20 protein-coding genes are annotated in these 24,444 nt (G+C 42.8%); 6 read left to right on the forward strand and 14 right to left on the reverse strand.

Annotated features, from left to right (window positions below; all coding sequences use genetic code 11):
- Positions 1–27: 27 nt before the first annotated feature.
- The 3 genes from DW947_RS00955 to DW947_RS00965 form a co-directional block, all read right to left on the reverse strand.
- A complete protein-coding gene (locus DW947_RS00955) occupies positions 28–1,383 on the reverse strand; it encodes an FAD-dependent oxidoreductase (protein ID WP_044468337.1) in 1,356 nt (451 codons plus the stop codon).
- Positions 1,384–1,387: 4 nt separating this feature from the next.
- Positions 1,388–1,978, reverse strand: a complete 591-nt coding sequence (locus DW947_RS00960) for a DUF417 family protein (protein WP_119958420.1) — start codon at positions 1,976–1,978, stop codon at positions 1,388–1,390.
- 111 nt (positions 1,979–2,089) lie between these two features.
- Positions 2,090–2,926, reverse strand: a complete 837-nt coding sequence (locus tag DW947_RS00965) for an AraC family transcriptional regulator (RefSeq protein WP_117962398.1) — start codon at positions 2,924–2,926, stop codon at positions 2,090–2,092.
- 123 nt (positions 2,927–3,049) lie between these two features.
- On the opposite strand from DW947_RS00965, the gene DW947_RS00970 reads away from it, so the two are divergent.
- The 6 genes from DW947_RS00970 to DW947_RS00995 all read left to right on the forward strand — a co-directional run bounded on the left by DW947_RS00970 (position 3,050) and on the right by DW947_RS00995 (position 11,440).
- Positions 3,050–3,757, forward strand: coding sequence for a precorrin-2 C(20)-methyltransferase (locus tag DW947_RS00970; RefSeq protein WP_172685019.1), 708 nt, complete (start codon positions 3,050–3,052; stop codon positions 3,755–3,757).
- 91 nt (positions 3,758–3,848) lie between these two features.
- Complete coding sequence (locus tag DW947_RS00975) at positions 3,849–4,244, forward strand: DUF1573 domain-containing protein (RefSeq protein ID WP_005836647.1); 396 nt, start codon at positions 3,849–3,851, stop codon at positions 4,242–4,244.
- 182 nt (positions 4,245–4,426) lie between these two features.
- Positions 4,427–6,418, forward strand: a complete 1,992-nt coding sequence (locus DW947_RS00980; protein ID WP_087332506.1) for an OPT family oligopeptide transporter — start codon at positions 4,427–4,429, stop codon at positions 6,416–6,418.
- Between the two features lie 18 nt (positions 6,419–6,436).
- Positions 6,437–7,324, forward strand: a complete 888-nt coding sequence (locus tag DW947_RS00985) for an alpha/beta hydrolase (RefSeq protein WP_005836645.1) — start codon at positions 6,437–6,439, stop codon at positions 7,322–7,324.
- A gap of 8 nt (positions 7,325–7,332) precedes the next feature.
- Positions 7,333–10,554: a glycoside hydrolase family 2 TIM barrel-domain containing protein gene (locus tag DW947_RS00990; protein WP_119958421.1), complete on the forward strand. Its 3,222-nt coding sequence runs from the start codon at positions 7,333–7,335 to the stop codon at positions 10,552–10,554.
- Positions 10,555–10,651: 97 nt separating this feature from the next.
- A complete protein-coding gene (locus DW947_RS00995) occupies positions 10,652–11,440 on the forward strand; it encodes an N-acetylmuramoyl-L-alanine amidase-like domain-containing protein (protein ID WP_057087726.1) in 789 nt (262 codons plus the stop codon).
- 77 nt (positions 11,441–11,517) lie between these two features.
- Here the strand turns inward: DW947_RS00995 and DW947_RS01000 are convergent, their stop codons facing one another.
- The 11 genes from DW947_RS01000 to DW947_RS01055 form a co-directional block, all read right to left on the reverse strand.
- A complete protein-coding gene (locus DW947_RS01000; RefSeq protein ID WP_117713486.1) occupies positions 11,518–13,080 on the reverse strand; it encodes an ATP-binding protein in 1,563 nt (520 codons plus the stop codon).
- Between the two features lie 133 nt (positions 13,081–13,213).
- A complete protein-coding gene (locus DW947_RS01005) occupies positions 13,214–14,155 on the reverse strand; it encodes an MraY family glycosyltransferase (RefSeq protein ID WP_117713485.1) in 942 nt (313 codons plus the stop codon).
- Positions 14,156–14,262: 107 nt separating this feature from the next.
- Positions 14,263–15,240, reverse strand: a complete 978-nt coding sequence (locus DW947_RS01010; RefSeq protein WP_117713484.1) for an NAD-dependent epimerase/dehydratase family protein — start codon at positions 15,238–15,240, stop codon at positions 14,263–14,265.
- 312 nt (positions 15,241–15,552) lie between these two features.
- Entirely contained in the window at positions 15,553–16,299 is a 747-nt protein-coding gene (locus DW947_RS01020) for a glycosyltransferase (RefSeq protein WP_117713517.1), read from the reverse strand.
- A gap of 310 nt (positions 16,300–16,609) precedes the next feature.
- Complete coding sequence (locus tag DW947_RS01025) at positions 16,610–17,734, reverse strand: glycosyltransferase family 4 protein (protein WP_117713483.1); 1,125 nt, start codon at positions 17,732–17,734, stop codon at positions 16,610–16,612.
- A gap of 134 nt (positions 17,735–17,868) precedes the next feature.
- A complete protein-coding gene (locus DW947_RS01030; RefSeq protein WP_117713482.1) occupies positions 17,869–18,939 on the reverse strand; it encodes a glycosyltransferase in 1,071 nt (356 codons plus the stop codon).
- A gap of 50 nt (positions 18,940–18,989) precedes the next feature.
- Positions 18,990–20,177, reverse strand: a complete 1,188-nt coding sequence (locus DW947_RS01035) for an acyltransferase family protein (RefSeq protein ID WP_227239037.1) — start codon at positions 20,175–20,177, stop codon at positions 18,990–18,992.
- On the reverse strand, positions 20,174–21,382 hold the full coding sequence (locus DW947_RS01040) for a hypothetical protein (RefSeq protein WP_117951787.1): 1,209 nt from the start codon (positions 21,380–21,382) through the stop codon (positions 20,174–20,176). Before DW947_RS01040 ends, DW947_RS01035 begins: the two co-directional genes overlap by 4 nt.
- On the reverse strand, positions 21,379–22,281 hold the full coding sequence (locus DW947_RS01045; RefSeq protein ID WP_057255938.1) for a glycosyltransferase family 2 protein: 903 nt from the start codon (positions 22,279–22,281) through the stop codon (positions 21,379–21,381). The genes DW947_RS01040 and DW947_RS01045 overlap by 4 nt, the downstream gene beginning before the upstream one ends.
- The gene (locus tag DW947_RS01050; RefSeq protein ID WP_117713480.1) at positions 22,262–23,203 is read right to left on the reverse strand and encodes an NAD-dependent epimerase/dehydratase family protein; all 942 of its coding nucleotides are present in this window, start codon (positions 23,201–23,203) and stop codon (positions 22,262–22,264) included. The genes DW947_RS01045 and DW947_RS01050 overlap by 20 nt, the downstream gene beginning before the upstream one ends.
- Before the next feature lie 7 nt (positions 23,204–23,210).
- Complete coding sequence (locus DW947_RS01055) at positions 23,211–24,437, reverse strand: glycosyltransferase (protein ID WP_057255941.1); 1,227 nt, start codon at positions 24,435–24,437, stop codon at positions 23,211–23,213.
- Between the last annotated feature and the right edge of the window lie 7 nt (positions 24,438–24,444).

The following is a 24,444-nucleotide window of genomic DNA, read 5'->3' on the forward strand; positions in this document are numbered from 1 at the left end:
TTGACGGATACTGTGCCTAAATAATCTTTAAAAGCCCATCAAGTCATTCAGCGCTTCGCTCATGCTGGGATGTGTAAAGACAAAATCACGGAGGAAGGTATATTCCTGCCCGGTCTTCATAGCCATTGCCACCAGGTTGATGACCTCACTCGATTCCGGGCCAAACAGCGTACATCCCAAAATCTTGTCCGTATCGGCGTCCACCACTACCTTGAAGAGTCCGTTCGTATCGCCCAAAGTCCTGGCACGCGGAATGGCGGCTACCGGCAGCTTGTTGACCTTTATATTCAATCCCTTCTTGCGTGCTTCCGCTTCGCTCAGCCCGATGCGTGAAAGCGGCGGGTCGATGAATACCGAATAGCTCACCGGGTCACGGTCGGACACCTTGCGTTCTCCCGCCCCGAAAAGGTCTTCGCGCAGAATGCGGTAATCATCCAAAGAAATGTAGGTAAACTGCAAACCGCCCTTTACATCACCGATAGCATGTATCTTGGGGTTGGTAGTCTGCAAATAGTCGTCCACCACAATGGCACCGCGCTCATTCACCTCTACACCTGCCGCCGCCAGATTCAAGCCAGCCGTATTCGGACGCCGGCCGGTAGCCAGCAGGATGGCATCTGCGTGTAACTGATGTTCCTCTCCCGTGACCGCATCCCGGTAAATGACGTCAGAGTCTTTCACGGACTGCACGCGTGCATTCAGCCTGAAAACGATTCCTTTCTGTTCCAATACCTCCCGGACACTGTCCGCAATGTCCCGGTCCTCCCGGGATATCAGTTCGGAAGAGCCCTCGAGCACCGTGACTTGCGAACCGAATGAAGCATACATGGAAGCAAATTCTAGTCCGATGTATCCCCCGCCTACAATGACGAGCTGTACCGGCAGCTCAGTCAGTTCCATAATGGAGGTGCTGGTATATACCCGTGGGTTACCTTGTATCCCCTCTATCGGTGGAATGACGGTTTCGGCACCCGTATTGATGAATATCCGGGGAGCTTGCAATTGTAATGTCCCTTCCACCATCCCAACTTCCACCACATCCGGACCTGCAAAGGAGCCGATACCCGTATAGACCGTTATATGAGGATTGTCGGCCAGATTGTGATAGTTCTTCTGACGCAGGAAAGAGACGACCTCTTCCTTCCTTGCAATGGACTGACGATAGTATGCCTTCTTGACCTCCCAAGAAGCGTCTTTGTCCGCATGCTTTGCCGCATGCACCAATGTTTTTGTGGGAATGCAACCGATATTGATACATGTCCCTCCGTACATCTTTTCCGAACGCTCCACTACGGCAACGTCCAGCTTCCGTTTTGCCAACTCGGCAGCCAGCGTCTTTCCGCCTTTGCCGAATCCGATGATAATGGCATCATACTGTTTCATACGTCTATTTCCTTAATTGGTTCAATACTCTTTTTGCACTGTCAGACAGTACGACAATGGCACCGGCAAGAATGGCCGTATCCTTGATGACCAAGCGCCCTGCCCCCGTCAGCAACGGAAAGCCGTGCTCCCCGCTTCCCAAGTCGGGCACCCACACCTCAGGGGTTGTCACCAGGAAAGAGAGGGTACCCATCGTCATGACAATGGCAAGTGCGGCTCCCGCCAGTCCGATTTTCGGAGAGAATATCCCCAGAAATGTCAGAATGCCGATGGTCATAATCAGAATGCCCAGACCGTGAGAGAAACCATACGTATTGTTCTCCACGTGCCACTGATGTTTCGCCTCATTGAACTCGCCCTCTTTCAGCTTATACTCCTTGTACTCCGGGGCACTCTTTGTATAAAAGAAGCTCATGAACGGGCTGTTCGCCACAAAAGGGACAATCCCTTCAGCCTCATAATTCCAGAATTTCAACCCACCAATCCATACGAAAATAACCAGGATGGCTACACGAATCAAATTAACACCCAACTTTTGAGTGGAAGCGGCCAGCGTCAACGCAGCCATAAACAAGTTTTGCAATTTCGTTTTCATCTTTGTTCTACTTTTTAAATGGTTTCAGTAATATGACTTGATTTTTGTTTTTGCAAAGTTCCTTGTTTTCCACCACGTACGAAATGGCAATTATTCCGCAACAGTTGGCAATTATTCCCGTTTCACTCTTTTCCGGTAGTCCGAGACACTCTCGCCGGTCATTTTCTTGAAAAAACGGCTGAACGCGGACAAGTCTTCGAAGCCCAGAATGGAGCTGATTTCCTTAGCGCTTTTGTGGGTATACAGCAGCAATCTCATGGCTTCTGCCTCAATGCGGTCATGAATCACCCGTAAAGGGGAAGGCAACCCGCAGGTCGAGAACAGATTGGAAAGTGTCTTGGGAGAACGGCAAAGAATATCGGCATAATCCTGCACTTGCTTCTTCTCCTTGAAATGCCGGTCCACTAATACGTAATACTGCCGGATGATGTCAAACGTCTTTTCCTTCTCCTGCCCCACCCCAAAACGCTGGCGCGCAATGCGTGTGCAGGTAATGATGAAACGTTTCAAGACAATCCGCAGCATCTCCTCCTGCAAGTTGTCATGGATGACCGATTCCTGCCGGAAAATGCGGACTATGTCATGCAAGTTGGAAGACTGCCCGGCAGAAAGTGCCAGTTTCATCACCTTGGAAGAGCCATAAAAAAGGAATCCATTGCAAGAGACCTCGTTGTCATGTCCATAGATGCAATAAAAATTGCTGTTGAATACAAACGTCAGGTATTCACCGTCCACCTCTTTTACCTCCAGGTGATGCAACGGGGTCAAGGTCACGATTTCATCCTTTTCCAGGCGCATGGGGATATGGTCTATTTCCAGAGTCAGCGTACCGCTCTGTACCCAAATGAATTTATACAGAGTCTTGTCACGTTGCAGCGACGCACGCTCATGGTAGCTGGAAGTCATGGCTATGTTGCCATTCAAGCGGGTGTTCAGTTGATAATCCATAAAAAACAGATTGTTTTAGTAAATAACAAAGATAGCGAATATCTTGTTTGCTACTGATTATTTCCCCACTTTTGTAGCCGTTTTGCTGTTCTTTAATTTTTAACCTTTAATGTCTTCATGCAAATGTTCCCCGTCATATTTGTATCTCTCGGTCCCGGCGAACCGGAACTGATTACCGTAAAAGGCTTGAAAGCCCTGCAGACAGCCGACTGTATATTCTGTCCCGAGACACTGGCCAAAGATGGAAACAGAGTTTCACGCGCAGCCGACATCCTATTGCAACTCGACATTCCGGAAAACACGGTGCACCGCTTTCCACTCCCCATGAGCAAACAGCGCGAAAAAGCCCTGAGCGCCTACGACGAGGTCTATATGGAGAGCTCCACCCTCCGGCAACAAGGAAAGAAGGTCTGTATCGTTGCCGAAGGAGATGCCGGATTCTACTCTTCCATACATTATGTATATGACAAACTGCAGGCAGACGGCATCCCCGTGAAGCACATCCCCGGTATCCCTGCCTTCATTGCCGCCGGCGCACTGGGCGGGCTCCATGTGGCCAGCCAGGAAGAGCGGCTGACGGTGATACCCGGCATTACTACGACAGAAGAGATAGAGAAACTGACAAGCGAAAACAGTGCGGTTGTCATCATGAAGCTGTCCAGATGCACCGATGAGATTCACCGCTGCATCTGCCTGCATCCCGAATACCGGTATCACTATTTTGAGAATGTAGGCACTCCGGAAGAGAAGTATATCAATGACAGCAAGCGGATAGCGACCATCCGCTTCCCCTATTTTTCCCTGCTTATCATTCGTACAGAGACCTTTTGAGCCCGATTTAATACAATTTCGCACGCCATAGGCATTATTTTAATGAAAATGGGTTACCTTTGCGCCGTTGAAATATAAAAAAGATAAGAACATGAAGAAAGTCGTTTTTTATATGATGCTGCTGGTTATGAGCATCGGTTATGCCTATGCACAAGGAAAGGCAGACATCAAATTCGAACAGACCACCCACAACTTCGGCACATTCTCCGAAAACAGTCCTGTGGTCAGCTACACCTTTAAGTTTACGAACGTAGGCGATGCTCCGCTTGTCATCCATCAGGCTGTAGCTTCCTGCGGATGTACCGTTCCCGAATATTCACAAGAACCGATAGCACCGGGAAAGACTGGAACAGTGAAAGTAACTTATAATGGAACCGGAAGATACCCCGGACACTTCAAGAAATCCATTACCCTGCGCACCAATGCCAAAACGGAAATCATGCGATTATTTATCGAAGGGGACATGACCGCTAAAGATGCCAAATAAGCATTTTACCATACAGAATTAAGGAGATTTTTTTAAATCTCCTTTTTTTTTGCTTTCTTTGCCTAAAATGCGAAGATAGGCTGCACCTCAGCAGAATAATAATGAGCTTGCTCATTTTATCCAGCATTCGGTTTGCACTATCTTTGAAGTCTATTAAAGAAAAACATAAAACTACAAAACCTATGAAACAAGAAGAAGAACCTATTACCGGACTACCGGAAAATGCGTTCCGTGAATTGAAACCGGGAGAAGTGTACAACCCTCTGATGAGCCCGGATAAGAAGTATTCAGAAGTAAATGCCTGGTCGGTGACATGGGGTATTCTGATGGCCATCCTCTTTTCGGCCGCAGCCGCCTATCTGGGGCTGAAGGTGGGACAAGTATTCGAAGCCGCCATCCCCATCGCCATCATTGCCGTCGGCGTATCGGGTGCCGCCAAACGCAAAAACGCATTGGGCGAAAACGTCATTATCCAGTCTATCGGTGCCAGCTCGGGCGTCATCGTGGCAGGTGCCATCTTCACCCTTCCGGCACTCTATATTCTCCAAGAGACCTATCCGAAAGAAATCACCGTCACCTTTGCACAAGTCTTTATCAGTTCCCTGCTGGGAGGTGTGCTGGGTATTCTCTTCCTTATCCCCTTCCGCAAATATTTCGTGAGCGACATGCACGGCAAGTATCCCTTCCCCGAGGCGACAGCCACCACACAAGTGCTCGTCTCCGGTGAAAAGGGCGGCAGCCAGGCAAAACCATTACTCATGGCTGGTATTATCGGAGGTCTATACGACTTCATCGTGGCAACCTTCGGCTGGTGGAACGAGAATTTCACTACCCGCGTATGCGGCTTCGGCGAAATGCTGGCCGAGAAAGCCAAGCTGGTATTCAAGGTTAATACGGGTGCTGCCGTGCTCGGTCTGGGTTATATTGTGGGACTGAAATACGCGTCCATCATCTGTGCCGGCTCACTGGCCGTATGGTGGATTATCATCCCCGGTATGTCCATGATTTGGGGAGATTCCGTACTGAACCAATGGAACCCCGAAATCACGGCAACCATAGGCGCTATGGCTCCGGAAGAAATCTTCAAATACTATGCCAAGAGCATCGGTATCGGTGGCATTGCCATGGCAGGTATCATCGGCATTATCAAGTCTTGGGGCATCATCAAGAGTGCCGTAGGACTGGCTGCCAAGGAAATGGGAGGTAAGTCCAACGTGGAAGCCAGTGTGAAACGCACACAGCGGGACATCTCTATGAAGATTATCGCCATCGGTTCCATCATCACGCTGCTGCTGGTTGTTCTCTTCTTCTACTTCGATGTGATGCAGGGCAACTTGACACATACCATTGTAGCTATCCTGCTTGTTGCAGGTATCGCTTTCCTGTTCACCACCGTGGCAGCCAATGCCATTGCGATTGTGGGCACAAACCCCGTATCCGGAATGACGCTGATGACATTAATCCTGGCATCCGTAGTCATGGTAGCCGTAGGGCTGAAAGGTCCCGAAGGGATGGTTGCGGCACTGGTGATGGGCGGTGTTGTATGTACGGCACTGTCCATGGCGGGAGGCTTCATCACAGACTTGAAAATCGGTTACTGGCTGGGTAGCACGCCTGCCAAGCAGGAGACCTGGAAGTTCCTCGGAACCATCGTTTCTGCCGCTACCGTAGGTGGTGTAATGATTATCCTAAACAAGACATACGGTTTCACCAGCGGACAGCTGGCCGCTCCGCAAGCCAATGCCATGGCGGCCGTTATCGAACCTCTGATGAACGGTGTGGGTGCGCCCTGGCCGCTCTACGGTATCGGTGCAGTGCTGGCCGTCATCCTCAATTTCTGCAAGATTCCCGCACTGGCATTTGCATTGGGTATGTTCATCCCATTGGAACTGAATGTCCCGTTGGTAGTGGGCGGTGCCATCAACTGGTACGTGACCAGCCGCAGCAAGGATGCCGCTCTCAATGCCGAACGCGGGGAGAAAGGTACCCTGCTTGCCTCCGGTTTCATTGCCGGCGGTGCATTGATGGGTGTGGCAAGTGCTGCCATGCGTTTCGGAGGAATCAACCTCGTAAACGATGCATGGTTACAGAACACCTGGTCCGAAGTGCTGGCGCTGGGTGCTTATGCCATTCTGATATTCTACCTCATCAAAGCTTCCATGAAAACCAAATAACTTTTAAATACCAAGAACATGAAAAAGATTCTACTTTTATCTTTTCTATTTGCAGCGACCATGTTATCTGCACAAAAGCCCGTTGAGCTGCCCCTATGGCCCAACGGTGCCCCCAATAACAACGAACTGACCAATTCCGGACAGAACCATAACAACGAATGGGTGTCCGATGTCACCACCCCTACCCTTACGGTGTACCCTGCCTCCCACCCCAACGGCATGGCCATCATCATGTGTCCGGGAGGCGGCTACGGGGGGCTGGCCATGAAGCACGAGGGACACGACATGGCTCCCTGGTTCAACACACAAGGCATCACCTATGCAGTACTGAAATACCGTATGCCCAACGGGCACCATGAAGTGCCCCTTTCCGATGCCGAACAAGCCATCCGCATGGTACGCGAACATGCCGCCGAATGGGGTGTCAATCCTCAGCGTGTAGGCATCATGGGCGCTTCTGCCGGCGGCCATCTGGCAGCTTCGCTTGCCACACTATACAGCAGTGACAAGACCCGTCCCGACTTCCAGATCTTGTTCTATCCGGTGATTTCCATGCAGAAAGGCGTTACCCATGGAGGTTCCCGTAAGAACCTTATCGGAGAAAATCCATCTCAGGAGCTGGAACAAAAATACTCCCTCGAAAGACAAGTATCCCCACGCACTCCGCAGGCTTTTATCATGCTTTCTTCGGACGACGACGCAGTGCCACCCATCAACGGCATTGGCTATTTCCTCGCCTTGCGTGACCACAAAGTGCCTGCCAGCCTGCATGCCTACCCTACCGGCGGACATGGCTGGGGATTCCGGGACAACTTCACCTACAAGCGTCAATGGACGGAAGAACTGGAGAAGTGGTTGCGTGAAGGGCTCGTATTCCCGGTCTCTGAACCTACCACAAAGAAATAAAAGCAATTATGAATAAAAAGTATTTTTTACTCACTTGCCTCGCAGCGTTTCCCTTTGCCCTGACTGCTCAGGAGAACAATCGCTACGAAGAGATTACCAACCCCAAGCTGACAAGCATCAACCGGGAGCCTGCCCGCAGCACGTTCACCTCCTACGTCACGGAGGCTGATGCCGTCATCAATGACCGCAAGAACGGAACCTTCCGCTTGTCCCTTAACGGGAAATGGAAATTCCATTACGTGGAAACCTTCGCCGACCGCCCCACGGACTTCATGATGGACCGTGTGGACGCCAGCCGCTGGCCGGACATCAATGTACCCGGAAACTGGGAGTTGCAGGGATTCGGTACGCCCATCTATGTGAACCAGCCTTATGAATTCTGTTCTTCGGGCTATCCTCCTTATTGGGACAAGCCCAATCCTCCATACGTTCCCCAAGAATGGAATCCCACCGGCACCTACCGCCGCGAGTTCACTCTTCCGGGAGACTGGGACGATAAGGAAATTTTCCTGAGTGCCGACGGCGTACGCGGGGCAGCCTTCTACTACCTCAACGGCAAGTTTGTAGGCATGAGTAAAGATGCAAAGACTCCGGCGCGTTTCAACGTCAGCGCCATTGCCAAGAAAGGGAAGAATGTCATTGCCATTCAGATACACCGCTTTTCCGATGCCAACTATCTGGAATGCCAGGACTTCTGGCGCATCAGTGGTATCGAACGGGACATTTACTTATATGCCCAGCCTCAAATCCATCTCACGGACTTCAAGGTGGAGTCTCCTTTGGATGAGAACTACCGGAATGGTATCCTCAAGGTAAAGGTGCAGTTTACCAATGAAAGCGGACAAAATTCCCCATTTGTCGTTGGTTACCGCCTGCTGGACAAGAACGACCAGCAGATAGCCCAGTCCTCTACTCAGGTCAGCGGTGACCAAACGGAAGTGGAATTCACCAAGAAGACCATCCAGGAACCCCTGCAATGGACAGCCGAAACGCCCAACCTCTATACCCTCGTCATCAGCCTAAAGCGCCCGAATGGAGATGTGATTGAAGCGACAAGCTGCAAAGTAGGATTCCGCACAGTGGAAATCAAGGACAAACAACTGTTGGTAAACGGACAACCTATCCTCGTGAAAGGCGTGAACTATCACGAACACAACGAGAATACCGGTCACTATGTCTCCGAAGAACTGATGAAGAAAGACTTCGAGCTTTGGAAGAGATACAATGTCAATACCGTACGCACTTGCCATTATCCCCAGCAGGAACGTTTCTACGAACTCTGTGACGAATATGGTATCTACGTCATCGACGAAGCCAATATCGAAAGCCACGGCATGGGTTACGACCTGCGTGTAGGCGGCACGCTGGGAAACAATCCGCTCTTCATGAATGCCCACCTCGACCGTACCATGAATATGTACGAACGGGACAAGAACCATCCGTCAGTCATCATCTGGTCGCTGGGCAACGAAGCCGGAAACGGATTGAATTTCTACGTTACCTACAACACCTTGAAGACGCTCGACAGCCGCCCCATCCAGTATGAACGCGCACTGTTGGAATGGAATACGGACATCTACTGCCCGATGTACGCTTCCCCTTCCTATCTGGAAAAGTATGCTCGGAACAAGGAGATGACGCGTCCCCTCATTCTTTGCGAGTATGCCCATGCCATGGGCAACAGCCTCGGCAACTTCCAGGAGTATTGGGACATCATCGAAAAATATCCCATCCTCCAGGGTGGCTGTGTCTGGGATTGGGTAGACCAGGGCTTTGCCGCCAAGACAGACGACGGGCGCAAATACTGGGCCTATGGCGGCGACTATGGCGAGAACGGTACCCCCTCCGATGGCAATTTCTGCATCAACGGCGTGGTATATCCCGACCGCAGTGTCAAGCCGCAGACGGAAGAGATGGGGAAGGTCTACCAGAACATCAAGTTCCTCGACTTCGACAAGCAGACTTCTACCGTGAAAATCCGCAATGATTTCTCCTTCACCAATCTCGACAAGTACGACTTCTACTACATCATACGCGACCACGGAAAGGAAGTCTACCGTGGCAAGATTGAAAATATCCATGCCGCACCGGGCAAGACGGTAACCACCGGCTTTCTGAACGGCATCCCCAAAGAGAAACAGACAACGGGAGATGTACGCATCGAGTTCTATGCAGCCATCAAGACGGCAGAACCTTTCCTCCCGGCCGGCACGGTCATTGCACGCGAACAGACCTACGTCCATACTTTCTACAAGAAAGAGGCTACGGCACAGCAGCCCGCCACTTCTAAGGAAGAGGGAAATTTGGTGGCGTTCTCCGGTCCCGACTTCAAAGCCACCTTCGACAAGCAAAGCGGCCTGCTCACCTCCTATTTGTACAAGAAACACGAGTACATACTGAACGGTCAGGGTCCCCGGCCATTCTTCTGGCGTGCACCGACGGACAATGATTATGGAGCCAACCTCCCCGTCCGCCTCAAAGCCTGGAAAGAGGCAAGCTACCAGGAACCAAAAGCCGAAAGTTTCCAAGTGACTCCGGGCAGCAATGCCACGACAGTAAAGGTGACCTACCGTTTTCCGCAGACAGACGCCCGTTGGGACATCACCTATAAGATATATGCCAGCGGAGTCATCAAGGTAGACAACCGGTTCATGGCCGAAGGAGACCAAGCTCCGATGATACCGCGTGTAGGCCTGCGGATGCAGTTACCGGAAAGCTTTACAGACTTGACCTACTACGGTCGCGGTCCGAAAGAGAATTACCGAGACCGCCGTACCTCCCAGTTCATCGGAGAGTATGCCATCCCGGTCAAGAACATGTACGAGCCGTATGTCCGCCCACAAGAGAACAACCATCGCACAGATATCTATTGGTGTGCCTTTACCGATAAGACGCAACGGGGCCTGCTGCTCATCGCCGACCGCACCTTTGAGCTGAACGCCTCCAACTATCCCCTGGAAAGTATGGACAGCGGCGATACGATTGACAACGGCGCTCCGCGTACCGAAAAGACCCATCACCGCCATCTCACCGACCCTCTGCCGGAAAAGATGGTCGATTTATTCATTGATTACCGCATGATGGGTGTCGGTGGAGACGACAGTTGGGGTGCAACAGCCCATGAACCCTATCTGATTCGTCCGGGCAAGGAGAATGCCATCGAATACGGTTTTACCCTTGTTCCGTTCGATAAAAAGGAGGATTATAAATATTTAATCCGGCAATATTGAATTTAATCCCTCCGGATTAAGCTTTTATAAAAAGGATGTAGTAAATTTGCTGCATCCTTTTTACGTTCAAGAACAATAATAATCAAAAGAGAGAAAAATGAAAACAATGACTAAATTTATGTTCAGCGCCCTCTGCGCCGCAGCCATGGTAACTTCCGTTTCTGCCCAGGGAGGGAAAGATATGTTGAGCAATGGAATAAAGTATCTGGATGTGCCATACGTAGCCCATACGCTGGAAGCAGATGGTCCCGAAGAACTCGTCATCAACTGCGATGAGGTAGACTGCACCACGCTGGTGGAATATGTGCTGGCAGAGACACTCACCCCCAAATTGGCCGACGGAGACATCTCGGAAAGCGCTTTCGCCGATAACCTGCAAAAAATCCGTTACCGTGACGGTAAAATCGACGGGTACACTTCCCGCCTGCATTATATTGCCGACTGGATAAACAATGGCGTACGCAACGGCTTCCTTCAGGATGTAACGGGCGCCATGAGTCCCGACACCGAACGGTTGTCCATCTCCTACATGTCTTCCCACCCCCAACTCTACAAGCAGCTGGCAAATTCTCCGGAAAACGTAGCCAAAATGAAAAAGATTGAACAATCCTTGTCCGGCAAGGAAATTCACTATCTTCCCAAAGCCAAACTTCCCGCCGATGGTCTCCCGTGGATTAAAGACGGCGATATCATAGCCATCACCACCAACACTCCGGGGCTGGATGTAGCCCACATGGGAATCGCTTTCTATGCGGATAGCAAACTCCTGCTGGTACACGCTTCCTCTACCGACAAGAAAGTGGTCGTCTCCAAAGTCCCCTTGTCCCAAATGCTGAAAGACAATAATAAGTGGACGGGAATACGGGTACTGAGGATGAAGAAATAAAATGAAATACTATATATGGAAAAGGCGATGAAGATTTGATTCTCCATCGCCTTTTCCGTATATAGGATTGTTCGTTCCTATTCCTTTACGACAATATATTCATCAATATTCCGTGTTTCTTTACTGAAGTTCACACCTACTTTCACTAATTTCCTGCCATCCAAGGTATAAGGAATCAGATACCCCTTCTCATCTATTTGTTTCAGAGCTGCGTCGGCTGTACCGTCCAGTTTGAACTCAAAAACATAAATAGCGGTAGGGGTATGAACTACTGCATCCGCACGGCCGCGGCTGCTACGAACCTCGGACCGGATGAACTGTCCCAGCAAAGTAAACACTACATGAAAAATAACCTGATAATGACGTTCCGTATCATCACTCAACTCGTACGGAATACCGGAGAAGAATATCTTAAGACGCTCCATAAACGCCTCCACATCCCCACTCTTCAATTCACGCATGAATTTAGCGATGTGGAAACCAGTCTCATCATTGGATACATTGGTATAATAGGGTACCAGAAAATTCAGAAAGCCGTAACGTACCTCATCATTCGGAAAGCCTAAAGTGTATAGCTTCACATCATCATCATACCCTTTTATGGTCAAATAACCACTTTGATAAATCATCGGAAGAGGATTATTTGTTTCCGCACGATATTCAGAGAAAGCGGAAGCCAGCACTTCCACTCCATCTATCAATAGACGTATATCGTAATCACTCTGCTTCAGCAAGTCAACCAAGTAAGTAGGTGTGCCGGTCTGAAACCAATAGTACCCCATCTCTTCTGCATCAAAAGCATTCAATACACTGAACGGATTGAACATTCCTACACCTTCCGGATGAAAATGATAACCATCATATTGACGTTCCATCAAATCAATCACTTCTTGTAAGGATATCCCTCTTCGTTTAGCCAGTCTCTCAAGTTCCGGCAGAAAGGTTTTCACCAACTCCTCTTTGGTAATACCACACAAAGCAGCGTAAGGAGACTTCATGCTGATATCATTCAGCTGGTTCAAGTCACTGAACACACTTACTTGCGCAAACTTGGTCACTCCGGTCAGGAAAACAAAACGAAGATAACGGTCAGCGCTCTTCAAGACACCGTAGAACGCTTTCAATATTTTCCGATACTCATCCAGCAAGTTCTCATCCAAGACCGCTTGAAGCAATGGCTTGTCATACTCATCAATCAGCACAACAACCTGCTTTCCTGTCTGCATGCATGCCTGCTCTATCACGTAAGCAAAACGCTCTTCCGGACTACGGTCTTTCTTCTCCTGACCATAGAGCAGCTCCCATTTCTCCAGATACTGATTAAGCATAGCCGTCAGGTCAGCAGCAGCTTCATATTTCCGGGCATTCAAATCCAAGTGCAAAACCGGGTATTCTTCCCATTCCTTTTCCAGCTGTTCGATGGCCAAACCTTGAAACAGATCCTTGCGTCCTTGAAAGTAGGCTTCAAAGGTAGAAAGAAGCAGGCTCTTGCCAAAACGACGGGGACGGCTCAAGAAATAAGGAGTAGAAGTAGATGCTATTTGATAAATCATAGCCGTCTTATCTACATAAAGAAAATTCCCTTCACGTAGTTTATCAAAAGTCTGTATGCCTATCGGCAGTTTACGCATCTGTTCCATGTTATTATAACCTGATTGGTGTATCACAAAGGTACGATTTATATTTCAAAAAAAGACGAAAGGCGATGGAGATTTTAGTCTCCATCGCCTTTCATTATTCTACTAATCATCATTTCAGTATTACTCACGTCGACTAGTGCAATCCGAAATACTTCTTCATAAAGCAGATATAAAGAAAACAAAGCAAAAGAATTATACCTGCCAAATACCAATAACCGTAACCTAAACACATTATATATCCTACGATTATGATTGCCTGCACTGCCATGTAAATAGAAGAAACCATTACATGAGGAACTTTCAGTTCATTCGCCATTATCTGATACAGATGTTTGCGATGCGGCAAGCCGATATTCTCATGAAGCATCAGACGGTGGATGATAGTCAGAACACTGTCTACACCGTAAACGGATAAAAGGGCTATCCAACTGAAATCTTCCGTTTCAATGATGAGCCTGCCTATCAGGAAAAGAAGGATAAAAGCAATACTCACGGAACCCACATCACCGGCAAAGCACTTGGCTTTCTTACGAAAATTAAAGAAGCAGAAGACAAGAACAGAACAGATAACGGTATAGATAAAATCCGCTTCCACAAAAGTCACTACCTCTTTATTGATATAGGCCAACGCAGCAAGAATAACCAGAGAATAACCACCGGTTATACCGTTAATGCCATCCATAAAGTTGTAGGCATTGATGATGCCCGTACAGACTATCAAGGCAATGACTATCCACCACCAAGACAAGGAAAACAGCCCCCACTGATAAAACATCAAGGTCATGGCAGAGAAATGGAAAAGCAGTCTTGTCATTTGTCCGGTGGATTTTATATCATCCACAAAACTGATGAACGTCACCAAAGTCAATGCCAGCATAAACCAAAAGTAGTCAAAACCACTCGCCAGAAAATAAGCCAATGCACCGAAGTAGAAGATAATTCCCCCACCGCGTAAAGTCACTTTAGTATGAGAACTCCGCTCATTAGGTTTGTCGATGATATTGCACTTATCTGCTATCTTAAAATAAAAAAGTTCTGCCAGAAATAGCAGAACCAAGACTGTCAAATAATACATCTTAAGTAAGAAATTAGGACCTATTCATATTATTAGCATCCGTCATGCAGAGCATAGCGAAGCATCTACTCTCTTTATGGACATACAACAAACACAGTATATAATAGTTAAACATGAGTAACAAACGACTTTATCGTTTTCACGATTCCCTCTTCCGCCTTCACCGGCATTTTGTCAATGCCAAGGGCAGCCTTTATCTTCGCATTACTCACCACATAATTCTCCGTCAACTTCTGCAAGCGTTCCGTATTCAAAGGCAGATGAAGCAAAGTTCCAAGGCGGGCACAAAACTCCATCATCCGCTTATTCATCCTCCAGATATGCGGCTTGCGCCCCAAAGCTACACACATCAAAGATATCAGCTCATTTGTGGACAAGGCTTCATCATCCCCCATATGATAAATACCACTCGCCGCGTTTTTCACCAACAATCCTTCCACCACATAGCAAAGATTGTCAATCGAAGTAAATGAGCGTCTGTTCTCAAAACTTCCCAACGGCCAGGGAATACCTTTCTTCACTACATTGTAAAGCAGATTCAAGTTTCCCTTATTGCCGGGACCATGAATCATGCAGGGACGCAAGATATACACCTGCTTACCATCAGCCACCTTCAATTCTTCCCTTCTTTTTAGTTCCAAGAAAATGTATTCTTCTGCCCTTATCTTACTTTCTCCATAAGGCCCTACCGGAGCCGGTATTACGTCCTCCGTCAGTATGTCTCCAGATACACTATCAGCAGCAGCTTTCACCGAACTGAAGAATACAAACTTCTTTGCAGACGATTCCAGAAAGAAATCAAATATCTTCTGAGTCAATCCAGTATTGATATCAAAATATACCTGAGCGGCAGACTGATTCTTCGTATCATGCGCCTTGCCTGCCAGATGAATAATGGCATCAAATTTAGGAAGATTCTGCATTGGGAAAGAAATAGTTTCAATATCCTTCCAAGAAAAAGTCTTTGTCACACCCTCCTTTTCGGGAGTAATGATATCCAACCCATAAAGGGTATGGCTTTCCTTCAAAGCCACAACAAGATTGGAACCCACAAAACCGTGGATTCCGGTAATAAGTATATTCATGAAAATATTCTATAAAAGATATTAACCGAGAACATGGCTGTTAGTGATACACTTGAAAAAGTAAACCTTTTCAATATTTTTTTCAAAAGAAATGCCACATGCATTAGGATTGAGTTGAATATAGTACATATCCTCACCATATCGCTCAAAAAAGCAGGAGCTATCTTTCTCAATTTAGAATGAATATCTTGTTGTATATCAGCTATAGATATAGCCAAATGATAAATCCCTAACTACCCTTTTCTACAAGCACCTTAATCAGCCCATATAAATCGTCTCAACTTCAGATGCAAAATTAAGAACTCTTAATCTTTAACCAATACAGCCAAACTTCCTCCAATATCTTAATAAAGATTTGAGAAATACAAGAGCATACTTCAGTGAGTATCTTGCAGAACGTGTTCCTTCGTACTCTATTTCAGCCATCGGATAATAAATTACCTTATAACCTCCCAACCACATTCTCTTGCATAAGTCCATATCTTCACAGTAAAGGAAATAACCATCATCCAGACCTTTTGCAAAGGTATACGATGCACGAGACATCATCATAAATGCTCCACAGACCCAATCCATATTCACCGGATTATCATACTTCTTTAATTTTTTTTGCCCAATAACTCTAACCAAATGTCTAACCAAGAAACGCCATGGTGTAATAAAATGACGATAGCTATCTTGTATGTCACCCAATGTATTTCTAATCATAGGAGCTATCAGTCCAATTTTTTCATGGGCTGCGAAATATTCAACCATCTCTCCAATCCCTGACTTCAATCTTACATCAGGATTCATAATCACCAAAATATCTCCGGTAGCCACTTTTAATCCTTGGTTCATTGCATAAGCAAAGCCACCATTTTCAGCATTAAAAATCCATTTACATAGAGAATGTACAGCAAGTAATTGTTTCCGCTTTTCGGAATTATACAATGAATTAGAGGATACTATTATCTCAAATTGATAAGATGTCTTTTCCATATTCTCTTGTATGGATGAAGAACAAGCCAAAATATCCTCCACTGAATGGTATTCAACAATGACAAAAGAAAGTTTCATAACATTTATTTTCTTCAAAAAGGGGAAAACTTCATTATACAAAAAAACTACAGTATCTTTCGTTTGAGTGAAAAAATCAAACGATTAAATAAAAAAGATAGCTGGATAGAAAAAGGGGGGGAATCATTCTAAAGTACACACACTAAGCCCCAATTATCAACTGTAATAGGATAGTAAAACTCTCTATGATAAAGCACTACTAAAAAACATCGAGATACTCTTTTCGAAATCTACCTACTGCTTTCTTTTATTTCTCCCAGATATGTAAATGCTTTTAATATGCATTGATAATATAAAGCTTTCACAGTTCTCATTTAACAACTTGATATTTATCATACACATTTTCTGTCATTTTAGCAGTGATTTCCCATGAGAATTTTTTTGCTTGCTTAGAGCATCTTTCAGCTAATACCAATCTTGTATCTTCATTATATAACACTTCTTTAAGAGCATTGTATATACTATCAATATTATTGGGGTTTATCAATATTGCTGCTTGTCCAACCACTTCTGGTAATGAAGAGATATTACTTGTTACTGTAGGGATGTTGTACGTAATAGACTCCAAAACAGGAAGACCAAATCCCTCATAAATAGAAGGATAAATGAAAGCATACGCACCTGACAATATAATAAACTTTTCTTCAGTAGTAACAAAGCCTGTAAAAATCACACGATTGGCTATGTTAAGCTCTTGAACCTTAGTCAAAGTATCGTTATAAAACCAGCCTTTTTTGCCAACAATTACCAAGTCAATAGAACTGTCATTTTTTACTATTTTTTCAAAAGCAATCAATAAGTTGACTATATTTTTTCGTGGCTCCAGTGTTCCGATAAATAATAAATATTTTCTATGCAAGCCAAACTTCGCCTTTGTATTATTTATCGATTCAAGATCAAAAACTTTTGGTTGCTCACAAGCTAAGGGAATAACTTGAGTTTCAGATTTAATTGGCTTTATGTGTAGATTTAAATCATTTAATGTTGAGTTAGACACACATATAATTTCGTCTGCAAATCGACATGCAAACCGAATAAAAAATCTGAAATAATACCTCTTAAAGATTGTATGCGCTTTTGGATATATAAAGAAGGTTAAATCATGAATGGTAACAACTTTCTTAGCCCTCAATGGAATTAAAGGAAAACTGTAATGCAAACTATGGACAATATTAATTTTATATTTATAACAAATCCATGGTATATAGAACTGCTCTAAGAAGAATCTAAAGAAAAAAAATCTAAACCACTTAGATTTGACGAAGATTATTTTGCTTGACTTTAAGGTATTCAACATATCTTTGTCATCATCTTGAACTAAACAGTAATACTTATTATTTGTGCCACGTAATAATTCAAGGAACGTTTCTCTTGCATAAACTCCAACCCCAACTTTTTGTATGGGAATTTGTGTAAAGTCTATTAATATATTCATAATTTTTTCACAATTCTCTATTGAATTTCGCTCAAAAAAGCAACATCTTTGTACTCCAACTCACTTACAATGTCCTGCTTTCATAAAAATGTAATAGTAGGAATCTAACCAATGTTTATACAAATAAATATAAATCATGACTGTAATATGCGTTCCAGTTGTGGTAGGATGTTCAACGTGTAGTATTTACTCAATAATGACCTATCATCTTCAGCGCAATGCACTATGGCACTATCCAACAAACTAGCAAATTCCTCTACATTATCAAATGATTCTGAGATAAACGCATTTTTAGCATCTTGCAATATCTCCACAGCTCCCGCATTAGGCGTTGTAACAATAGGAATACTGAAAGCTAAAGCTTCAAGTAGTACTGTTGGCAGTGCTTCGGAAAAAGAAGGTAAAGCCAACACTTTAGCACGCTTTAAATAAGGCATTGAATTTGGAACAGCTCCAATAAAATGAATTTTAGAACTTCGCTCTAAATTATTTGCGCAATCTTCAAGTTCACTTCGTTCTTGTCCATCTCCTACAATAAGCAGCTCGTAACCTTGATGCTTTATATGTTGAAAAGCGTTCAACAGTAATTTGAGGTTTTTCACCTTGCTAAGCCGTCCAATAAAAACGATAAAATTATTCGGTAATGATGGTACCGGTAAGTTACCTAATTGCATAGTTTTATCAATATCAATAGGATTAGGCAAATAAAGTAACTGCTTGGGATTTAACTTGATTTTGTTTGATAGGTCAGTCATGATTCCTTTTGAAACAGCAATAACCACATCAGACCACGGATATATTTGTTTCATTAAGAAGGTTGTACATCGAGCCCACAATCCTAGATTTTTCACCTCAATGTTATAATAGTTATGCTGTGAGATTATTATTTGAGGACGTTTTGATAGAAAAGAAGCTGCCAATATCAACATTATATTCGGAAAGTCTCCACCTGAAATAACTGAATCCGGCTGACGCTTCTTGATATACTTCCTAAGCTTAAAAAAGGAATAGCGAAGCTGAATATTACCTAACGACACAACTTTCACAGAAGAAGAAACCAAATCTAAAAGCACACCTTCAGCTTTGCAAACCACAAAATCAACATTATATCCCTTGTCAGAAAGTGCATTAGCATAATTAATAAATACACGTTCTACTCCCCCTATATTAAATGAGGGAAGAAAAAATGATATTTTACTCTTCATAAATTAAAGGTTACCAGAAAACGATTAATGTTTGTTGACCTTGAATTTGATTATTTTCTTCCACCAGTAATGATTGCGGTAAATTTTGGAAAAAGAATTACTAATGATTTATATAAGCCAAGACCTATCACAATTGTAATTGCTGGACATAAAAAATAGAGCATGCAGATTGTAAAATCCGACTGAGGCTGAATAGCCTTGAATAACAACTTAATAATTAACACCAATGGCATTGAATGAAAAGCATAGATAAAGAAACTGCTATTAGTCAGGAAATGATGACTTTTTATCTTTCCCATACAAAGCAAGTATGACGTAATAGCAATCATACATAACATACCCAGTATAATGCTCAAATGATGTACGTATTCAATGTACCATGAATTCATACAACCAGGTATAAATCGAACACTAACCAATAAAAGATATGCTAATAATGATAAAGGCAATAATGGTCGCATTGTTGCAACAAAATCTTTTTTATGAATACTAAAATAAGCACCAAATGAAAAATAAAACATAGCAGCTGAACTAAAACCAGGAATAGCAGGCAAAAAATTAATAAGCCATAAAATGCCCAAGCATAGTATAAATAATACTTTCAAATACCTAACTCCAAGATAAACGATAGGAGAGAAAACCATAGTAACCATTAAGTCACGCAAGAACCAAAACTGATAACATATGGGAAAAGCACCTTCTACAGTTGGATTAATATGCGAAGTATCATAGAAAGACCATAGCCAATCTGTAAATGTATAATCTACCACAAGCTTATTCTTTCCTGATAATAGCCCCGGGAAAACACTTTCTGCAGCCAGCAACAGCAGAATAACAAATAAATTCCAACATAAATAAGGAATAAGTATAGTTTTTGCTCTTTTTTTGATTTTGCTACAATATACATCAAAACTAAAAAATGCAGTTTTGAAAAAAAACAAGAATCCAGAAATGAAATAAAACAAAGGAACTGCTATACTCGCAATAATGTTTGAAACGAGGGTAGATATTGTAGAATAGCAAGGAAAACCACCATCGTGCATCAAACCAACTCCATTAACTACAACCCCGTCAAATTTAGAATGAATCATTACTACCAACACAATAAGAGGGAATCTCAAGTATGATATAGTTTCAGACTCACCTCCAAATTTAGACGTATCAACATTTGATGAGTTTGAAGTGAAGTTATTAAGAAAATTGAAATGCATACCTACAATCTTAGGATTTAAAATCACAATGCCACAACCCTATTGCCTATTATTCTATATGTGCGAGATTCTTCCATATGCTGACTCCCATAGAAATTATATAAAGCGATAAAATAGAAAAATGTCATAGGACTGAAGTGGCAGATAGTAGAATTAAAAGCAATAAGAACAAAAGCCAAGGCAAAAACAGATTTCCTTAGAAAGAATTTAATATAAATCAGAAACAATACAAGCGGTACAGTTCCTTGCTCAATAAATATTTTATAATAAGTATTCGACTCACCTCTACCGTTAAGAAGAGCAACATAATCACTTCCTTTGCCCCAAAGATATTCCCATGCTGACATATCTTGATAGATTTCAGCCGATGAAATCATTCTTGATTGTCGATCACCCAATGAAGAAAGAAGATTGTAAGATGTGTAAATCTCCATTAAGTCCAGTTCTAATACAACTATTAGAACTACAATCATAAGAGCCACTAACAGCCAATACAGAGTAGTAGTTGACTTAAATGCCAACTTATAGAAAATTGAAATTAAGAAAGAGAATGCAAGACTAACTACTATCGTACCTGATTGAACGGTGAAACAACTCAATAGATAAATCATCATAAATAGTTTAAATGCACTCTTGGGTAATCTTGTTTTATAATAACGGTAAACAAACAGTAAATTGGCGCCTAAATAAAATCCTAAATAACTTGGTTCTGCAAAGAACCAACTTGGCCGAAATCCACCTGTTTCTAAATGAATGAATCCCAAAGGGTTAATTACCGTTGCATATCCATCATATCCAGCAGGAAAAAAAGTCGAAGGTAAAAAAGCATATAAGACACACGAAAGCACTGATGATATAGAGGCTAATGAAACGATACCAACCCACACCTTTATAACTTTAACTTTCAAATTTTGCATATCTTTTTGTATAATATAAAAAGAGAAGCAAAACATAAAAAATATCAAATCGTTTATGAAATTTTTATTATACGCCGGATTATATAGCCATTCAGCGGTGCAATAAGCTACAGATAATAACAAGAATGCAAATTCAGACTTCGTAACTAAAATTTTACGAGAAAATAAAACAAAAACCAGCACTAATGTTAATATTAACCTTACTGACACTAATGGCAAAGCATTAAACATCCATGATGAAAAATTTAAAGGAATATAAAATAGGCAAAATAGACATAGCCACCCTACTAAGAATGAAGATTTCGTTATGTTCATTTCAAAATGTTATATATTCTCAAAAAATTGCTTTTAACAATAGCTTGTATAGATATGCAGCGAATTTTTTTCGACTTAGATGTTGCAGAGATAAGAAAGAATTTAATGGCTTCGGGAAATTTGAAGTTCACATAATGATACACTGCCTTTTGGAAATACCATGATTTAATTATTTCTCTACGGATAGCCTTATCAAAACATCCTATATATTGAGCAATCAAGAAGCGAAGCTTTGTCAGCTGTTTGGCAGATGCAGAAAACGTATTACCTACATAATAGAATCCTAACGCTTGGTCTATAAAGAATGTCTTAACAGTATCATTATTTAAAATACGAATCCATAAATCAAAGTCTTCCACTCCAGCAAGCAAAGGGCTTTCGTTAAATTGATACCGCGTAAGAATAGAGCGAGATAAACAAACGCTTGAAGTTCCTATCGTATTTCCATTACAAAGTAGGTTACGTACTCTGTTGCTGTTTGGCAATTCTCTATATTGAGATTTATTAGAGTGAAGCCCCCTCTGCTCCTCTCTATATAATTCAAACTGGTGATAAATAAAAACTTCTTCATTAAGATTGCAATAAAGAAGACACGTATTGAGTTTATTTTCTTTCCACCAATCATCCGAATCCAAAAAGCAAACATAATCTCCCTTTGCAAAAGTGATTCCATAGTTTCGAGACTTAGCAATTACACCTTCGTTATGTATTAAATAGCATTGAATACGACTATCTCCATAACTTTTGACAATAGAAACAGTGTCATCAGTAGAATGATTATCAATCACTATGGCCTCCCAGTTTGAATAAGTCTGTTTAAGAAGTGAGTCCAAACAGCGACGTATAAATAATGCGCTATTGTAAGACGGTATGATGATGCTAAATAGAATCTTTCCCATGAAGAAGCCAATTTAAAGTTTTATTGATTCCCTTATTTATATCAGTAAACCGAATGTCCGGAATGAATGTTTTCAATCGATTAATATTCAAAGAGAAATTAGCAATATCATTGGGGTATGAAGAAGTATTTATCCATTCAAAATTCGGATAATACGATTTAATTATACGAAGGATTGTATTCAGCGAGACGGTTTCACCCGATCCTACATTCAGCACTTTATTATAAACTTTACTATCAAGCAGTTCAAACAAGATATTACAAAAATCTTCTATATAAATATAATCTTTGGTGCCTTCACCATTACCCCAAACAGAGAACGAATCATTCTTCATAGCTCTTTCAAGTGCAATATTAATTACACCTTGTTTTTGCGAATAGTGATAGGGACCATATGGATTAGAAAGTCTCAAAATCAGATAATTGAATCCATATTGCATGTGATAAAGATAAAGATACTTCTCTATAGCAAGTTTAGTAATTCCGTATGAACTGATTGGATTGGAAAAATGGTCTTCGGAAAATGCGCACAAGCTATCGTTTCCATATATGGCCCCACCCGATGATAAATAAATAATCGACGGTACTTTGTATTTCCCTTGCAATTCTAAAAATTGTATCGTTGGCAGAAGATTGGACTCTATATCAAATTTAGGGTCAAGTGATGTGGAAGGAACTGTAGATGATAATGAATGTATGACGATATCAATCTGATTTTCAGAAAATATTTTTTCCATATCCGCTCTTGAAGAAAAATCTCCAGTATAAGTCTTCTCGATCGATTCGAATGATATGCCGTACATATGAGTAGGCAGCCGGTCAAAAACAATAAAACGGTATTTATCTTTTAGATGGTTATCTACATATTTAATAATATTAGTCCCTATAAAACCATAACCGCCTAATAAAAGTATATGTTTCATTTTAATTTTAGCTTTTTGAATATATTTCCAAGAGCTTCCGTTCGTAAATTTTCGGAGAAAAAAGCTCTTCGTATCTTACTTGTGCATTTTTGCCCCAGATGTTGTTGCAATGGCTCATCTCTATCAAAGCATGGACGAGATTGTCAACAATAGTCTGCTCGTTAGGTTCAATAAGGATGCCTGAAACTCCCGACTCAATTTCCTCTTGAATGCCAGCAAAGTTGGTAGCAACAATGGGCTTACCCAGTTTCATCGCAGACAATATTACCAATGGCATATCTTCATTGGCAACTGATGGCAATGCAAATATGTCAGCAGCATTGATGAAATCTATCGGGTTGTTACAATAACCCGTAAAGGTTATCATATCCCCCATATTCTTAACCTTTACCATCTCCTTCAGAACCTGTTCATCCTCGCCAGAGCCAGATAAAATCAAATGAAGTTTTGAGCCCAATAAAGGAGTCTCTTCTTTAATTTTTTCAATCGACTCAATAAGAAAACGCTGTCCTTTTCTATACTGCAAGAAGGCAAGTTCGAGAACTACTATTTTGTCATTAGATATTCCATAGATCGACAATAATTCCTCCCTACTAATCTTTATGGACTCTTCTTTCACAGCATTAGGCACAATAGATATTTTATTGACATCAAAGTGTCTGTTTACAAGCAAATTATGTTTGGCCAGCTTTGAGGCAACAATAAAGTAAGATACCTTTCGATTGATGAATCGATCCATGTAGGGTTCAAGGAAGCGCTGTTTTACAGCCTGATTATTCACATGCATCACGCATTTCCTATGTAGAAGTGAAGCTATAAATACCATGATACGGCAATTGACACTTGCAGGATAACCTCCATTATTGATATGAATTAAATCAGGCTTCATTCTGATTACATAGAACAAAAGAACTATAAAGTTGTAGATAATCTTTAATCCAGTCTTCTTAAATAGCCAAAATGGAAATTTAAATGTCATCTTTAATAGCTTGGGAAGCTGTGACATGTGTATTCGAATGTATAGCTCATTACAATATATAGGCGCCGAAGTAAATATGGAATCATATCGGTCACCATAATCTCTGACTAAACCGTCATGCATCGGTTTATTATATCCATAAAGAGCATTCACTATATAGTTTTCTCTAATAAGTTTACTCGTGAGTACAGTATACATCAGCCTCTCACTGCCACCATAAATCTCGTTATCCAGAAATACTACTAACCTTTCCATGACACTG

The organism is Bacteroides sp. AM44-19 (assembly GCF_003603395.1).
Taxonomy (GTDB): Bacteria; Bacteroidota; Bacteroidia; order Bacteroidales; family Bacteroidaceae; genus Bacteroides; species Bacteroides uniformis.

What these genes read in the sequence shown, in the direction of transcription:
- DW947_RS00985 (WP_005836645.1), top strand. Translation starts at nt 6,437, where the DNA reads ATGAAAAAGATTCTACTTTTATCTTTTCTATTTGCAGCGACCATGTTA.
- DW947_RS01005 (WP_117713485.1), bottom strand. Translation starts at nt 14,155, where the DNA reads ATGTATTATTTGACAGTCTTGGTTCTGCTATTTCTGGCAGAACTTTTT.
- DW947_RS01025 (WP_117713483.1), bottom strand. Translation starts at nt 17,734, where the DNA reads ATGAATATATTAATAGACTTTACACAAATTCCCATACAAAAAGTTGGG.
- DW947_RS01040 (WP_117951787.1), bottom strand. Translation starts at nt 21,382, where the DNA reads ATGAACATAACGAAATCTTCATTCTTAGTAGGGTGGCTATGTCTATTT.
- DW947_RS01000 (WP_117713486.1), bottom strand. Translation starts at nt 13,080, where the DNA reads ATGGAACAGATGCGTAAACTGCCGATAGGCATACAGACTTTTGATAAA.
- DW947_RS01050 (WP_117713480.1), bottom strand. Translation starts at nt 23,203, where the DNA reads ATGAAACATATACTTTTATTAGGCGGTTATGGTTTTATAGGGACTAAT.
- DW947_RS00955 (WP_044468337.1), bottom strand. Translation starts at nt 1,383, where the DNA reads ATGAAACAGTATGATGCCATTATCATCGGATTCGGCAAAGGCGGAAAG.
- DW947_RS00970 (WP_172685019.1), top strand. Translation starts at nt 3,050, where the DNA reads ATGTTCCCCGTCATATTTGTATCTCTCGGTCCCGGCGAACCGGAACTG.
- DW947_RS01045 (WP_057255938.1), bottom strand. Translation starts at nt 22,281, where the DNA reads ATGGGAAAGATTCTATTTAGCATCATCATACCGTCTTACAATAGCGCA.
- DW947_RS00980 (WP_087332506.1), top strand. Translation starts at nt 4,427, where the DNA reads ATGAAACAAGAAGAAGAACCTATTACCGGACTACCGGAAAATGCGTTC.
- DW947_RS01030 (WP_117713482.1), bottom strand. Translation starts at nt 18,939, where the DNA reads ATGAAGAGTAAAATATCATTTTTTCTTCCCTCATTTAATATAGGGGGA.
- DW947_RS00965 (WP_117962398.1), bottom strand. Translation starts at nt 2,926, where the DNA reads ATGGATTATCAACTGAACACCCGCTTGAATGGCAACATAGCCATGACT.
- DW947_RS00975 (WP_005836647.1), top strand. Translation starts at nt 3,849, where the DNA reads ATGAAGAAAGTCGTTTTTTATATGATGCTGCTGGTTATGAGCATCGGT.
- DW947_RS01020 (WP_117713517.1), bottom strand. Translation starts at nt 16,299, where the DNA reads ATGAAACTTTCTTTTGTCATTGTTGAATACCATTCAGTGGAGGATATT.
- DW947_RS00960 (WP_119958420.1), bottom strand. Translation starts at nt 1,978, where the DNA reads ATGAAAACGAAATTGCAAAACTTGTTTATGGCTGCGTTGACGCTGGCC.
- DW947_RS00990 (WP_119958421.1), top strand. Translation starts at nt 7,333, where the DNA reads ATGAATAAAAAGTATTTTTTACTCACTTGCCTCGCAGCGTTTCCCTTT.
- DW947_RS01010 (WP_117713484.1), bottom strand. Translation starts at nt 15,240, where the DNA reads ATGAATATACTTATTACCGGAATCCACGGTTTTGTGGGTTCCAATCTT.
- DW947_RS01055 (WP_057255941.1), bottom strand. Translation starts at nt 24,437, where the DNA reads ATGGAAAGGTTAGTAGTATTTCTGGATAACGAGATTTATGGTGGCAGT.
- DW947_RS00995 (WP_057087726.1), top strand. Translation starts at nt 10,652, where the DNA reads ATGAAAACAATGACTAAATTTATGTTCAGCGCCCTCTGCGCCGCAGCC.